Origin of the sequence: Pseudomonas sp. LPH60 (genome assembly GCF_030718165.1) — a bacterium.
In the GTDB taxonomy this organism is placed as follows: Bacteria; Pseudomonadota; Gammaproteobacteria; order Pseudomonadales; family Pseudomonadaceae; genus Aquipseudomonas; species Aquipseudomonas danubii.
This window is the reverse complement of sequence record NZ_JAVAJH010000008.1, coordinates 252,341-266,385: the sequence shown is the minus strand read 5'-3', so window position 1 is coordinate 266,385 and position 14,045 is coordinate 252,341. Positions and strand designations below refer to the sequence as shown.

At 64.0% G+C, this 14,045-nt stretch carries 10 protein-coding genes; 6 read left to right on the top strand and 4 right to left on the bottom strand.

Annotated features, from left to right (window positions below; translation table 11 throughout):
- The first annotated feature begins 5 nt into the window (after nt 1-5).
- The 6 genes from Q8O96_RS26460 to nirK all read left to right on the top strand — a co-directional run bounded on the left by Q8O96_RS26460 (nt 6) and on the right by nirK (nt 10,605).
- Nucleotides 6-1,718, top strand: a complete 1,713-nt coding sequence (locus Q8O96_RS26460) for a DUF2138 domain-containing protein (RefSeq protein ID WP_115581025.1) — start codon at nt 6-8, stop codon at nt 1,716-1,718.
- On the top strand, nt 1,703-2,362 hold the full coding sequence (locus tag Q8O96_RS26455; protein WP_102865308.1) for a DUF1175 domain-containing protein: 660 nt from the start codon (nt 1,703-1,705) through the stop codon (nt 2,360-2,362). Before Q8O96_RS26460 ends, Q8O96_RS26455 begins: the two co-directional genes overlap by 16 nt.
- Nucleotides 2,359-6,936, top strand: coding sequence for an alpha-2-macroglobulin (locus tag Q8O96_RS26450; protein WP_305949726.1), 4,578 nt, complete (start codon nt 2,359-2,361; stop codon nt 6,934-6,936). Before Q8O96_RS26455 ends, Q8O96_RS26450 begins: the two co-directional genes overlap by 4 nt.
- A gap of 1 nt (nt 6,937) precedes the next feature.
- Nucleotides 6,938-8,581 (top strand): DUF2300 domain-containing protein, encoded by a 1,644-nt coding sequence (locus Q8O96_RS26445; protein ID WP_250330479.1) that lies wholly within the window; start codon nt 6,938-6,940, stop codon nt 8,579-8,581.
- A 3-nt stretch (nt 8,582-8,584) separates the two neighbouring features.
- Nucleotides 8,585-9,400, top strand: a complete 816-nt coding sequence (locus Q8O96_RS26440) for a YfaP family protein (RefSeq protein WP_305949725.1) — start codon at nt 8,585-8,587, stop codon at nt 9,398-9,400.
- Nucleotides 9,401-9,513: 113 nt separating this feature from the next.
- Nucleotides 9,514-10,605 carry a copper-containing nitrite reductase gene (gene nirK, locus Q8O96_RS26435; RefSeq protein ID WP_102865509.1) on the top strand — a complete coding sequence of 364 codons (1,092 nt, stop codon included), beginning with the start codon at nt 9,514-9,516 and terminating at the stop codon, nt 10,603-10,605.
- Nucleotides 10,606-10,658: 53 nt separating this feature from the next.
- On the opposite strand, the gene Q8O96_RS26430 is transcribed toward nirK, so the two are convergent.
- The 4 genes from Q8O96_RS26430 to Q8O96_RS26415 all read right to left on the bottom strand — a co-directional run bounded on the left by Q8O96_RS26430 (nt 10,659) and on the right by Q8O96_RS26415 (nt 13,988).
- Nucleotides 10,659-11,741, bottom strand: coding sequence for a dienelactone hydrolase family protein (locus Q8O96_RS26430; RefSeq protein ID WP_305949724.1), 1,083 nt, complete (start codon nt 11,739-11,741; stop codon nt 10,659-10,661).
- Between the two features lie 126 nt (nt 11,742-11,867).
- Complete coding sequence (locus Q8O96_RS26425; RefSeq protein ID WP_102865313.1) at nt 11,868-12,317, bottom strand: DUF3828 domain-containing protein; 450 nt, start codon at nt 12,315-12,317, stop codon at nt 11,868-11,870.
- Between the two features lie 10 nt (nt 12,318-12,327).
- Complete coding sequence (locus tag Q8O96_RS26420; protein WP_102865314.1) at nt 12,328-12,699, bottom strand: cytoplasmic protein; 372 nt, start codon at nt 12,697-12,699, stop codon at nt 12,328-12,330.
- A 167-nt stretch (nt 12,700-12,866) separates the two neighbouring features.
- On the bottom strand, nt 12,867-13,988 hold the full coding sequence (locus tag Q8O96_RS26415) for a diguanylate cyclase (protein WP_305949723.1): 1,122 nt from the start codon (nt 13,986-13,988) through the stop codon (nt 12,867-12,869).
- Between the last annotated feature and the right edge of the window lie 57 nt (nt 13,989-14,045).

Here is a 14,045-nt window from a genome sequence, read left to right as displayed (position 1 = left end):
GAATCATGAGCGAAAACACAGCATCCCCGGCGGCCGGCGTTCCCGGCCCTGTACAACCCGGTAGCAAACGGCGCTGGCCAGCACTGGTCGCGGGCCTGTGTCTGGTCGCCGCCGCAGTCGCGGGTGTGGGCTGCAAGCCCAAGACCCCGGTGGTCGAACTGGCCGGCGACAAGCTGGGCCTGAGTCGCCCCGACGGGCTACTGGAAACCCACTCCCTGACGCAACTGCCCAAGGACCTGCTGGCGGTGCCTTTCCTCAAGGACACCCTGACCGAAGACTTCGTCTTCTATTACCAGGCCCACGCCGACCGCCTGGGCCTGATCGGCAGCCTGCGGCGGATCATCTACGAGCATGACCTGAAATTGCAGGACAACCTGATCGAGCAACTGTTCGACCAGCCGGCGGATGTGGCGCTGTGGCGCGGTGTCGATGGGCGTCTCAAGGATTTCCTGCTGGTGATGGATCGTGGCGGGCTGGCCAAGCTGCTGGAGCCCCTGGCCAAGGTTGCCCTGGACGACACGCAACTGAGCAAGCTGGCTGAGCTGAAGGTCGGCGGCGATGCGGTGACCCTCTACCAGTTGAACTACAACGCCGGTAAATCCCTGGCGTTCGCTTCCCACGGCGACAAACTGGTGGTGCTGTCCAACCCGGCCAAGCTGTATGACCTGAGCAGCGGTGCCGACGATGAGCATGGCGCCGTCTCCACCGCTGCCCTGGAAGCCCTGCTCAACGGTGACAAACTGTTCCCCGAAGCCTTTGGCCTGGAGGCGCGCAAGCCTGAAGTGCAGCAGCGGTTGGCGGTCAACTCCAGTGTCCTGGCCATGGGTTACCAGCGTTTCATCCCCAACTTCGCCGGCCTGCGCTTCGACATGGACGCCAAGGGCTGGCACAGCTACCTGGCCATGCAAGAGCAGGACAACCAGCCGGCCTTCGACTTCAAGCCGATCTGGCAGGCCATGCCCATGGGCGCCAGTGCCTGCGTGGCGCTGCCCCTGGCAGCGGAGCAGCAGAAACCGCTGCTGGTCAAGCTCGGTGCCGAAGAAGCGGTGGCCAGCAGCCTGACTGAACACATGGCCGGCACCGCCGGCCTGTGCTGGTACGCCGATTCGCGGCTGTACACGCCGCTGCTGGTGGCCAGCCTCAAGGACAAGGACAACACCCAGCTCGATGGGGAACTGGGCAAGCTGTTCGGTTCCATGGTCGGGGCCCGGGAAAGCAAGGTGCCGGAGCGCATCTTCCCTGTGGTCGAGCAGCAGAACGGCGAGGTACACCAGTGGCAGCGCCAGGTCAGTTCCAACTTCGGTCAGTATCCGGCCAAGGAGGCCAAGGACCCGCAGGCCATCACCGGCCGCGCCTTCATGCAGGTCAGCCTGGCTCGCCATGGTTCGACCCTGGTGTTCTCCCTGGACGACAAGCTGGTGAGCAAGGCCCTGGATACTTTGGATAAACGCTTCCCGCCCCTGGCCGATGTGGTACCCAAGGATGCACTGATGCCGGTGTACCTGGGCCCGCAATCCCTGGCGCAGTTGATCCAGCAGGAAACCTTCGACAGCTTGCCCCAGGACATGGAGCCGGTGTTCAACAACGCTGCGCAAACCTACCTGGTGCCCAAGCTGCGCACCCTTGGCGGTTACGGCAAGTACGCCCTGACTCTGCCCGAAGGCAGCGAGCCCAACGGTCACTGGCAATGGCTGCCCCTGCAATGGCGCGCGCTGTGAGTGCATGGCGCAAGAGTCTTTCCAGCCTCGGCCTGCTGGCCCTGTTGCTGAGCAATGCCGTGGGCGCGACCCAGGTTCCGCCACTGGATGTGCAGCAGTCCCAGGTGTTTCGCGCCTGGTTCGTGCGCATTGCCCAGGAGCAACTGAGCCAGGGGCCGAGCCCGCGCTGGTACCAGCAGGACTGCGCCGGCCTGGTGCGCTTTGCCGCCAACGAAGCGCTCAAGGCCCACGACAGCAAATGGCTGCGGGCCAACGGCATGTCCAATCGCTACCTGCCGCCGGAGCTGCAACTGAGCGAAGGCCAGCGTGGCCTGGCCCAGCAGTGGCAGCAGGGCGGCGGCCAGACCGGGCCCTACGTCAACGCCATCAAGCTGATCCAGTTCAACAGCCATCTGGTCAGCCGTGACCTGGGCCAGGCGCGCCCCGGTGACCTGCTGTTCTTCGATCAGGGCGACGACCAGCACCTGATGATCTGGATGGGCCGCAACATCGCCTATCACACCGGCACCACCACCCCCACCGACAACGGCATGCGCTCGGCCAGCGTGCAGCAACTGATGACATGGAAGGACACTCGATGGATACCCGACCCCGCCAACCCCAACTTCATCGGCATCTATCGACTGAACTTCCTCACCCAATGAGCGAATCGCGTATGTGGCGTTTTCTGTTTCGACTGACTGTTGTTCTGACCCTCGCGGCCCCCGCGAGCCTGGTCAATGCCGAAGACTCGGTGCCGTCCAGCGATTACGCGGCGGTCTCCGGCGAGAGTTTCTTCCTCCTGGCCGACAGCAGCTTTGCCAGCGACGAGCAGGCCATGGTGCGCCTTGAGGCTCCGGGCCGGGATTACCGGCGCTTTCGCATGGAGCCCTACGGCGGCGCGGACATCCGGGTGTACCGGATCAACCAGCCGCTGGACTTCCTCAAGCGCCAGAAGAACCTGCACCGGGTGGTCAGTGACGGCCAGTTCAAGGGCGAGGGCCTGTCCAACACCCTGGCCTACCTGTGGGACAACTGGTATCGCAAATCCCGCCGGGTGATGCAGCGCGCCTTCTCCTACGAGTCACGCAAGCAGGTGACCGAGGAGGTGCCGGAACTGAAGGTCGGCAATTCGATGCTGGCGCCGACGCCCTATGACGCCCAGCCGCAGTTCGCCCTGATTCCGGGGCTGCCGCTGGTGACCCAGTTCCGTTATCCGCTGTGGCAGGCCAAGCCGATCCAGCCGCCGGCTGGGGTTGACCTGTCCGGCTCCTCCAGCCAGTTCATCAACGTCGCGCCGGGCAACGTCTACATCCCGCTGGGGCAACTCAAGCCGGGCCTGTACCTAGTGGAAGCCCTGGTGGGCAAGTACCGCGCGACCACCATGGTCTTCGTCTCCAACACCGTGGCGGTGAGCAAGATTGCCGGTGACGAGCTGCTGGTCTGGGCCGCAGGCAAGCATGAAGGCAACTCTGTGCCCAAGGTCAACGTGCTGTGGACCGACGGCCTGGGCGTGATGAACAGCGGCGCCACTGACGAGCAGGGCCTGGTGCGCCTGAAACACGTCAGCCCCGAGCGCTCCTACGTGATCGGCGAGGACCAGGAAGGCGGGGTGTTCGTCTCCGAGAACTTCTATTACGACAGCGAAATCTACGACACCAAGCTCTATGCGTTCACCGACCGGCCGCTGTATCGCCCGGGGGACTGGGTATCGCTGAAAATCGTCGGCCGCGAGTTCAAGAACGCCCGGGATTCGGTGCAGCCGGGTGCCGGCACGGTGAATGTCAGCGTGCTGGATGCCGCCGGCACCGCGCTGCAGAACCTGACCCTGAATCTGGATTCCAAGTCCGGCACCCAAGGCCGTTTCCAACTGCCGGAAAATGCCGTGGCCGGTGGTTATGAGTTGCGTTTTGCCTACAAGGACCAGGTCTACAGCAGCGCCTTCCGCGTGGCCGAATACATCAAGCCGCACTTCGAGATTGCCCTGAGCCTGGCCAAGCCGGACTTCAAGACCGGCGAGCCGGTGAAGGGCAACCTGGTACTGCTCTATCCGGACGGCAAGCCGGTGGCCAATGCGCGCCTGCAACTGAGCCTGCGGGCCCAGCAGCTGTCCATGGTGGACAACGAACTGCAGTACATGGGCCAGTTCCCGGTGGAACTGACCAGTGCCGAGCTGACCACCGACGCCAAGGGCAGTGCCACCCTCGACCTGCCAGCGGCCAGCAAGCCGAGCCGCTACATGCTCACCGTGTTCGCCAGTGACGGTGCGGCGTACCGGGTCAAGACCACCAAGGAAATCCTCATCGAGCGCGGCGCTGCAAGCTTCAGCCTGAGTGCGCCACAGCGCTTCAGCGCCGCCGGCGACAAGGTGCAGTTCAGCTACGTCAACCAGAACACCGGCGAGCAGAGCCAGAAGGTTTCCCCCAGCCGCTACAGTTGGGTGCGCCTGGAAGACCAGTCCACCGGCGAGGGCAAGCTGGGCGAGGCCGACAAGGGCTTTGCCCTGGCCTTCGAACGTCCCGGCACCTACAACCTGACCCTGAAGGACGAGCACGACCGAGTGCTGGGCGGCACCAGCCACTCGGTCACCGGCGAAGGCGTTAAAGCGGTGCCGGGCACCGTGGAAATCGTTCTCGACAAGGCCGAATACAAGACCGGTGACGAAGCTCTGGCGCTGATTACCTTCCCCGAGCCGATCAACGATGCGCTGCTGTCGCTGGAGCGCGACAAGGTCGAAGCCACGGCGCTGCTGTCCAAGGGCGGCGACTGGCTGAAGGTGGAAAAACTCAGCCCTACCCAGTACCGCGCCCGGGTGCCGGTGAAGGACAACTTCGCACCGAACCTGACGTTCTCTGTGCTCTACACCAAGGGCGGCGAATACAGCTTCCAGAATGCCGGGATCAAGGTGCTGACACCGCAGATCGATGTGGCCATCCACACCGACAAAGACAAGTACCAGCCGGGTGACCTGGTCACCGTGGACCTGTCCACCCAGTTCGCCGGCAAGCCGGTGCCGGCGCACCTGACGGTCAGCGTGGTGGACGAAATGGTCTACGCGTTGCAGCCGGAAGTGGCGCCGACCATCGACCAGTTCTTCTACCACCCTCGGCGCAACAACGTGCGCACCAGCGCCAGCCTGTCGTTCATCAGCTACGACGTGGCCCTGCCGGGCAGCCCCACCGCACCGGGCAAGGCCAACCGCAGCGAGCGTGGGGTCAAGGTGCTGGAGCGGCCACGTCGTGAAGACGTCGACACCGCCGCCTGGCAGCCGGAGCTGGTGACCGATGGCAGCGGCAAGGCGCGTTTCACCTTCCGCATGCCGGATTCCCTGACCCGCTGGCGCATTACCGCTCGGGCCATCGCCGATGACGGCCAAGTGGGGCAGAAGAAACAGTTCGTTCGTTCCGACAAGGCTCTGTACCTGAAGTGGAGCGGCCCGAGCCGCTTCCGCAGTGGCGACAAGCCGGACCTGGGGGTGTTTGCCTTCAGCCAGTCCGAACAACCGGTCAAGGCCGAGCTGGTGATTCATTACGCCGGGGAATCCCAGCGCCTGCCGCTGACCTTGAACAGCGGGATCAACTATGTGGCGCTGCCGGCCATTGCCCCTGGCAATGGCGAGTGGAGCGCCGAGCTGGTGCAGGGCGGCAAGACAGTGGACGCCCTGGCTGTGCGTCTGGTGAGCAGCGCGGCCGGCTGGCAGACGGTGCAAACCCAGAGCCTGGACGTGGTCAGCACCACGACGCCGTTGGGCCTGCCGGCCGATGCCGCAGAGATTCGCCTGCGTCTGGACGACAGCCCGCAAGCGCTGTTCCGTTCGGCCCTGGATGGGTTGCTGGAATACCCCTATGGCGGCGTCGAGCAGACCGCCAGCCAGTTGCTGCCGTTGAGCGTTGCCTACCCGGCGCTGGCCAGCAACCCGCAGATTCGCGATCGCTTGCGCCTGATCATGCAGAACAGTCGCCTGCGCCTGGTGCATTTGGCCGGGCCGGAAGCGGCGTTCACCTGGTGGGGTGAAGACGCCGAACCGGATGCGTTCCTCACCGCCTATGCCTATTACGCTGACTGGAATGCCAGCAAGGTCATGGACCTGAACCTGCCGCCGGAACACTGGCAGCGGGTGCTGGAGGTCTATGCCAAGCAGGCCGGCAGCACGCCATTGCTGCAACGGGCGCTGATCCTGTCCTTCGCCCGTGAGATGAACCTGCCGATCAATACCCTGGTCAGGGGACTGATGGACGACCTGGCCAAGGTGGGGGCCGGTCCGGCTGCCAGCATGGATGACGACAGCAGCGACAGCCTGGTGATGGTGGACCCGGATTCGGCCCTCGGCCTGGCCAGCGCCCGGGTGCTGACAGCCGCCCTGGCGCGGGACGCCAAGGTCACGCCGCCACCTGCCTTCGTGGCGCAGTTGGAGGCGGCACAGCAGCAGGTCGACATCAGCTCGCAGCCGTTCGCTCAGGCAATGAATCTGTCCTTGAAGCCTTTCGATCAAGCGACGGCGCGCGCATTGCTGCAACGTCTGCTGCCATCGCAACCGACCCTGGACCGTGCTCTGGCCCTGACCTGGCTGCAGCGTAGCGTGGCCCAGTCGGCACCGGCCGAGGCCCTGAATCCGGGGCAGGGCTGGCAACAGCAGCAGGGCGCCAGCGGCGAACGCTACTGGCAGTGGCAAGGGCCGCAGGTGCCGGCCGTGCTGACCCTGGACAAGGTGCCGGAGCGTCCGCTGCAGGCCTCGGTCAGCTACCTGAGCAAGCTGGACATGGGCACGCCGTCGCCGGTGAACATTACCCGTCGCCTGTTGCGCCTGGTGCCCGGGGATGAAGCCTTCACCTTCAAGCTGGAGCCGGTGGGCAACAAGCCGATCGCCAGTGACGGCCTGTATCTGGACGAAGTGATCATCGCCAACGAGGGCAACCGGCCGCTGCTGTACGGCATGCTGGAAGTGCCGTTGCCGCCGGGCGCCGATGTCGAACGCACCACCTGGGGCATCAAGCTGGCCGGTCCTGCGGGCACTGAAGCGGCGTCCCTGGAAAAAGCGCGTTTCGAACCCGGGCAGATGAGTTACGCGGTGCCGCTGGATGCGTTGAACGACAACAGCGAAGTGCGTCTGCGGCATCTGATCCGCTTCTCCCAGAAGGGCCAGTTCAACCTGCCTGCGGCACGTTACTACCAGGTGTATGCGCCAGAGCATCAGGCCCAGGAACGCACGCCGGCACTGGGTCAGGTCACGGTCAAATAACATGACGCGGTGTTGGGCCTGGTTGTGCCTGTGTCTACTCCCTGGGCTGGTGACAGCCCAGGACGAGCCTCTGCGCCTGGCCTGGAAAACCGCCCCGGACAGTGAGCTGGTGAGCCTGAGCAAGACCCAGGTGCTGGCTCGCGAGCCGTTGCCGCAGGATCTGCAAGCGCCCCTGGGCAGCATCTGGAAACTCTTCGTCTACGCCTGGCTGGTGGATACCGGCGCACAAGAACCGGCCTATGCCTGCCAGGGCAAGTCCAAGGACGAGGTCTATTGCTGCACGGCAGGCGGCAGCATTGCCCGGGATCAGGCCCTGGTTCGCTCCTGTGGTCTGTACTTCGAGCCTCAGCGCTTGCAGCTGTCCAGTGCTGACTGGCGCGCCTACTGGCAAGCGCGCAATGCTCCGAACTGGCTGCAGGACCTGGACCAGTTGCAACCCCAGACCCGGGTTCCGGTGACGCAACTGTTGCAGGTGCTGGCGCTGCTGCCAGCACGGGATACGGCGCGGCGCGTGCTGCTGGATGTGGTGCTCAATGCCGGTGACGGTGCCGTAGCGGGCGAGTTGGGTGGGCGCCTGCGGGTCAAGACCTGGAGCTGGCTGGCGGATCAGGACCCGCAGTCGCGCCAGGGCGGCTTTGCCGGTTGGCTGGTGGATGGTACGCCGCTGTGGGTGGGCGGGCGCGGTACTAGCCAGCGGGTGCTGAAGGACTACGCCCAGGCCCTGAACCAAGTGCTGCCGGACAATCCGCCTGTGGATAAAGGCCGCTGTGTGGAAGTCAGCCTGTTTTCCCGCTACCCGCTCAAAAGCGTCAGCCAGAAGGGGCAGCCAGCCAGGCCGGGCGCTCTGCAAGGGGATTATCGGGTGGAATTTGCCAACGGCAACCGGCTGGATATCCACAGCGCCGGCGAGTTGTTCCTGCAGCAAGACCCTGCGGCCCAGCGACTGGTGGCGCGCCTGGACCGTGAAGAATATGTGGCCCGTGTGCTGCAACGCGAGGCCAGCAGTGAACCGGCGGAGGCCGCCAAGGCCCTGGCCGTGGCGATCCGCACCTACCTGCTGCAGAACGCCGGACGCAGCGGCGAATGCCTGAGCATCGACGACAGCAGCAATCGCCAGCGGGTCGCGCCGCGCCCGGCGACCGCCCAGGCCCGCGCCGTTGCCGCCTGGACCAGTGATCTGGTGTTGGCTGGCACGCAAGTCACCTACCACTCGGACCTGAGTGCGCCGGACAAACTGTCCTGGCAGCAGGCCGTTGAGCAGGCGCGCGCTGGCCAGCGTTACGACGCCATCCTGCTGCATGCCTACCCTCGGGCCAGCCTCAGCCGCTGGGACAACCCGGTGGCGTCTTGCGAACCCTTGCCCGCAGCTCAGGAATGGCTGTTGAACCAGCGTCGGCGCTGGCGCCAGCCGCTGGAGCAAGAGATCGGCTACAACGAAATCAGCCAGTTCGCCGTGTGCCGCCTGAGCTTCGGTCGGCCCTACGTCGACCGCGAACGACAACGCATCTACGTGCGTGGCGTGCTCTCGCTGCAAGACCGCCTCGACCTGACTCACGAATACCTGCACCTGGCCTTTGAAGCTCATCCCAACGGCCAGGATGAAACCTACATCGAAGGGCTCGCCCGTCATCTTTTATTGGAATAGGCCATGAAACTTCCTGCTCCCCCGGTCCTCCTGTTCCTTTGTGGAATGTTCAGCCTGCCCATGGCCCTGGCCGACAGCGGCATTCGGCTCGACACCCCCAAAGGCGGCTGGCGGACCCGCGCCGTCGATGGCGAGCAATACATTCAGGAGGTCAACTACCCAGCCTCCTCGGTGAACACGCCCCAGGGCCAGGCCGATAGCGCGCGTATCAGCGGGCAGATCAAAGGCGCGCCCAAAGCGAGCAAGGAGCCGGGCCAACTGATCGTCAATGGCGTCAGCATGCCGCTCAAGTTCAATGAACAAGGTGGTTTCGACCGGCCATATTCCTTCCCCAATGGCAGCAACAGCGTTGAGGTGCGCAGCCCGGACGGCCAGCAGCGCAAGCGCGTGCAGTTCCTCAATACCGGCGGTGGCGTGACTCCGCCCAAGTTGCGGGTGCTGCTGTCCTGGGACAGCGACAACACCGACCTCGACCTGCACCTGGTGACCCCAGACGGCGCGCACATCTGGTACGGCGAGCGCGTGGCCCCCAACGGCGCGGCCCTGGACGTGGACGTGACCACCGGCTACGGCCCGGAAATCTTCTCCATGCCGGCGCCGCTCAAGGGCCAGTACCTGGTGTATGTGAACTACTACGGTGGCGGCTATCGCAGTGACGATGAAGACGGCGGCCAGGAAAACGCCGTGCAGCCCCTGACCACGGCCCAGGTCACGGTGATTACCGAGGAGGGCACGCCGGATGAGAAGAGCGAATCCTTCATCGTGCCGATGCGGGCGCCTGGGGAGCTGACCCTGGTACGCAGTTTCAGCTATCCATGATCGGGCTCAATCTATCCGCCTGCCCGAGCATTGGTTCATTGCCCTGAGACAATACGGTTGCCCGGCGCTTGCCTTGCAATGAATCACCATTCATTGGCAGGGAAATGCGCAACATGGGTAGGTTTCAATCGTGGTTGAAGTGTTGTGTGGTGGTCGGCAGTTGTGCCTCCGGCCTGGTGTTGGCTGCCGGTGCCGACGGCTTGCAGAGGGTCAAGGTTGACCTGGTGGCACCGCCCCAGGTGCACGCCCATGAACAAGTGGTCAGCGGGCCGCCGAAGGTCGTGCAGTTTCGCATGACTGTGGAAGAGAAAAAGATGCAGGTGGATGACCAGGGCACCACCTTGCAGGCCATGACCTTCAACGGCTCCATGCCCGGCCCGACGCTGGTGGTGCACGAGGGCGACTACGTCGAGCTGACCTTGAGCAACCCGGCCAGCAACAGCATGCCCCACAACATCGATTTTCACGCCGCCACCGGCGCCCTGGGCGGGGCCGCGCTGACCCAGGTCGTGCCGGGCCAGGAGGTGGTGCTGCGGTTCAAGGCTGATCGTAGCGGCACCTTTGTCTATCACTGCGCGCCGTCGGGCATGGTGCCCTGGCACGTGGTCTCGGGCATGAGCGGAACCTTGATGGTGCTGCCTCGCGATGGTTTGAAAGACCCTGCCGGCAAGCCCTTGCACTATGACCGCGCCTACACCATCGGTGAGTTCGATCTGTATATCCCCAAGGACAAGGACGGGCATTACAAGGACTACCCGGACCTGGCCTCCAGCTACCAGGACACCCGTGAAGTGATGCGCAAGCTGACCCCGAGCCATGTGGTGTTCAACGGCCGGGTTGGGGCTCTGACCGGGGCCAATGCGCTGACCGCCAAGGTCGGGGAAAGCGTGCTGTTCATCCACTCCCAGGCCAACCGCGACAGCCGCCCGCACCTGATTGGCGGCCATGGCGACTGGGTCTGGACCACCGGCAAGTTCGCCAATGCCCCTTTGCGCAATCTGGAAACCTGGTTCATCCCCGGCGGTTCGGCGCTGGCCGCGCTCTACACCTTCAAGCAGCCCGGCACCTACGTGTACCTCAACCACAACCTGATCGAGGCCATGGAGCTGGGGGCCCTGGCTCAGGTCAAGGTCGAAGGCACCTGGGACGATGACCTGATGACCCAGGTAAAGGCCCCGGGGCCCATTGTTCCGGCCAAGCCTTGACCTGAAGCCGCGCCGTGGCCGCGGGGTTCAAGCCGCGGCTCCGAAACCTGGCATCAGAGGTTCAGGGCGAACTTCAGGTAGCCCGGGTACGCCTGGCGCCAATCGTCCTGGAAGGTGTGGCCTTCGGCATGTTCATGGCTCTGGACCTGGTTGCCGGGTTCCAGGGCCTGTTGCGTGGTGGCGGTGAGCTTCTGGTTGCTCTCGTGCTCTTGGGCGCCATGGACAATGACGATGCGCTTGTCCCGGGCCCGGGTTTCGCCGAACGGAATCCGGTAGCCGCCGGGGGACAGCAGCAACGCGCCGCTGTACTGCTGCGGGTATTCGGCGATCAAGTGCGAGGCGTGCTCGGCGCCTTGGGAGAAGCCCATCAGGGCAATGCGCGAGCGGTCGATGCGAGTCTGTTTTTCCAGTTTCTTCAACGCCGCGCTGACCGCTTCCTGAGTGGGCGCTACAGAGTGCTGCTGCCACATGAACTGGTGCTCATCGCGCTTGAGGGTGCCGTTGATGCCCACCAGCACGGCCTGCTCGCCCACAAGGTCGGTGCGCATATCGACGCCGTCGCTGCCCTCGGTGCCGAATCCCGATAGCCAGACCACCACCGGCCAGCCTGCGGCCGGGGCCTTGCCCTGGGGAATACTGAAGGCCGCAAGGCCGGCATCCTTGGCCTTGGCCGGGTAGTTCTGTTCCGCGGCTCGCAGCAGCTTCTGGTAGGCCGGGGTCTGCTGCAGGGATTGCAGTTCGTCGTCCTCCTTGAGAATCACCAACTGCCAGAAGCCTCGCTCGCGGGCCTGATCGAGGAATTCGGCGGCGCGCTTGTTCTTGTCCATGGCGGCCAGGCTGCCTGCCGCCTGGTAAGAGGCGTAGGCATTCTTCGGGTCGAGGCGGGCGGCGGTCAGGTAGTAGGCGAGGGCGCCAGCGTAGTTGTCATGCTGGCTCTTTTCGTTGTCCCCGGCCTCAATGAAATCCGCCGGCGTGGCCTCGTCCAGGTACAGGTTGGCCATACTGGCCAGGCCTTGCCAACGGCCCTTGGCGACGTCCTGTTGCGCATCGGCATGGGCCCAGGAACCGCTGAGGCTCAGAGCCCCGAACAACGAGAGGAATGACAGGGGCAGGCGTACTGCGGCCGGCAACGACATGACTGAGCGTCCTTTTTCAGTGAAGGAAGTCCCGGGCCGTTGCCCGAAACGGCGCGCAGCTTAGCATGGTGGATCGCCCTGGCGGACGACCCGTGCACTGGCTGGATTCAACGCCGAAATGCCAGATCAGTCGCTCTGATCGGCGGTGGAAAGTACCTCGTCGATCTTCCAGCAGCCCTTGTCCTTGATCATCCGCACATCGACGATCTGGGTGGTGTCCGGGGTGCTGCCCAGCGTCACCTGTTCCTTGGCGCTGGAGCCCTGGACCTGCGGTTCGCTGACCTTGATCTGGGTCAGCCACTCATCCATGTAGTCCTGGGCTTTGAGGAAGTAGTCCTCTTCCAGGCCGTCGGGGCTGGCCATCTGTTTCTTGATCTTGGCGATCAGCGAGTCCGTGACGTATTTCTTCATCTCGGGGACGCTGTCGGTGATCGGGTCCTTGTCTTCGCTGAAGGTTTGCAGGTACCAGCTGTAGAACGCCTGGGTGGCGGGTTTTGGCGAGCTGGCGCAGTCGGCCAGGGCGACCGACTGATGCATGGCGACCGCTGCCAGCAGCGAGCAGAACAGCATTCTCATGGGGAACCCCTTACGGATGGCGATAGATTTTGTAGGCAGGCTTCTGCACCCGATAGGAATGCCCCGGGTAAAAACCGTGCAGTTGCTTGAAGTCTGACACCCAGATGGTGCCGTTGAACATCGCCATGTGGCCGTGGGGGTGCCCGGGAATGGGCTGGATGATGACCACGTCGCCTGCTGCGGGCGCCTGGCCGGCCGGTTGCTCGATAAAACCGGCGGAGGTCAATGATGAGCCGAAATCCTTGGCCGAGTGCTTCCTGTGCAAAATCACCCCACCGCCACCGGCTTCGATTGCTTTGCGGGTATAGGCCGCGCAGCGCCCGGTACTGCCGGCGTGAGCGTGCGCGTTCAAGTGACTGATAGCGGCTTGTTTATTCCACATTCCTTGTTATCCGAGAGTCCTGAAGAGCGGCGATTCTATGCTTGCGCAACGGGGGCGGAAATACTGGCTAAGTGCCTTTTCTTCGGGCTTTGGGGGGCGTATCACAGTTATCGTTAAGGCCGCTAAAACCGCGTTGAGTCCACTTCGGCAAAGGTTGCCCTGACCATTCAACCCGGCTGTAGCTCAGGGACGTTGCGCGCCGCCGTTTGCACCCGGTTGCGCCCCCGGTCCTTGGCCCCATACAGGGCTTCATCGGCCAGGGAAAGCAGGCGCGGCAGATCGTAGCCTTGGGTTTCACTGGTTACTACGCCAATGCTGACACTGAGCAGCCCTGGCTCCAAAAGAGGCAACCGGGCAAATGCCTGGCGAATCCGTTCGGCGACCCGCACGGCGGACTGCTCGTCGGTCGATTCCAGCAGGCAAGCGAACTCTTCACCGCCGATGCGGGCAAACACGTCTTTGCCGCGCAGGGTGTCTGAGAGTACCCGGCTGAAGGCGATCAGCGCCTGGTCACCGGTCTGATGGCCAAAGGCGTCGTTCAAACGCTTGAAATGGTCCAGGTCGCACAACAGCAAGGCTATTGGCGCGCCTCGACGCTGGCATTCGAGCAGCATCCGCTCGCCATGGACCATGAACGCCCGGCGGTTGCCGATGCCGGTCAGGGCGTCACAGAAGGCTGCGGCCTTGAGGCGCAGTTCGACCCGTTCCTTGACCATGCACAGGGTCACGTAGGCGATGCCGATCACATACAGCATCGATTCGAACAACATGAGCGAGAACAGCGGCACTCCGGCGCCGTAGCCTTTGAGCACCTGATCCATGGCCAGGCCCTGGTCAATCACCGCGCGCACGCTGTAGAACACGGTGTGCAGCAGAGTCAGGGCCAGGGCAGGCATATAGGCAACTTCCAACTGCCGACGGCTGCGCCAGAACTCCAGCATGATCAGCAGGCCATAGCCGGCCACCAGCAGCGAATACACCGAGACCCGAACCGTCATCGACTGGTAGAACGCTGGAACCATGCACAGGGCCAGCCAGATGCCGGCCCCGGCGAGCATGCCCGGTGCATGGGGCGGACGTCCGGCGAATACCCGCATGGCCGTCCAGTTTAAGGCTGCGCTGAGTAAAAGGGTCACGTTGCCTAGGACCTTGGGCACTAGCTCGGCCTCAAGGTCGCGCAAGCTGACAAGCAACATTCCGGCAGCCGCCAGCAACATCGTGCCGCCTAGGTAGGCCAATGCACGCTCACGGGTTTCCCGCAGCCAGGCATGGAAGGTTAGCAGTCCCATTAAGAAGAAAATGAAGACTGACACCACGAGCAGTGTGGGGATGTGAAGTTCCGTACT

Coding starts and splice junctions, on each gene's coding strand:
- Q8O96_RS26460 (WP_115581025.1), top strand. CDS start 6: ATGAGCGAAAACACAGCATCCCCGGCGGCCGGCGTTCCCGGCCCTGTA.
- Q8O96_RS26455 (WP_102865308.1), top strand. CDS start 1,703: ATGGCGCGCGCTGTGAGTGCATGGCGCAAGAGTCTTTCCAGCCTCGGC.
- Q8O96_RS26450 (WP_305949726.1), top strand. CDS start 2,359: ATGAGCGAATCGCGTATGTGGCGTTTTCTGTTTCGACTGACTGTTGTT.
- Q8O96_RS26445 (WP_250330479.1), top strand. CDS start 6,938: ATGACGCGGTGTTGGGCCTGGTTGTGCCTGTGTCTACTCCCTGGGCTG.
- Q8O96_RS26440 (WP_305949725.1), top strand. CDS start 8,585: ATGAAACTTCCTGCTCCCCCGGTCCTCCTGTTCCTTTGTGGAATGTTC.
- nirK (WP_102865509.1), top strand. CDS start 9,514: ATGGGTAGGTTTCAATCGTGGTTGAAGTGTTGTGTGGTGGTCGGCAGT.
- Q8O96_RS26430 (WP_305949724.1), bottom strand. CDS start 11,741: ATGTCGTTGCCGGCCGCAGTACGCCTGCCCCTGTCATTCCTCTCGTTG.
- Q8O96_RS26425 (WP_102865313.1), bottom strand. CDS start 12,317: ATGAGAATGCTGTTCTGCTCGCTGCTGGCAGCGGTCGCCATGCATCAG.
- Q8O96_RS26420 (WP_102865314.1), bottom strand. CDS start 12,699: ATGTGGAATAAACAAGCCGCTATCAGTCACTTGAACGCGCACGCTCAC.
- Q8O96_RS26415 (WP_305949723.1), bottom strand. CDS start 13,988: ATGGGACTGCTAACCTTCCATGCCTGGCTGCGGGAAACCCGTGAGCGT.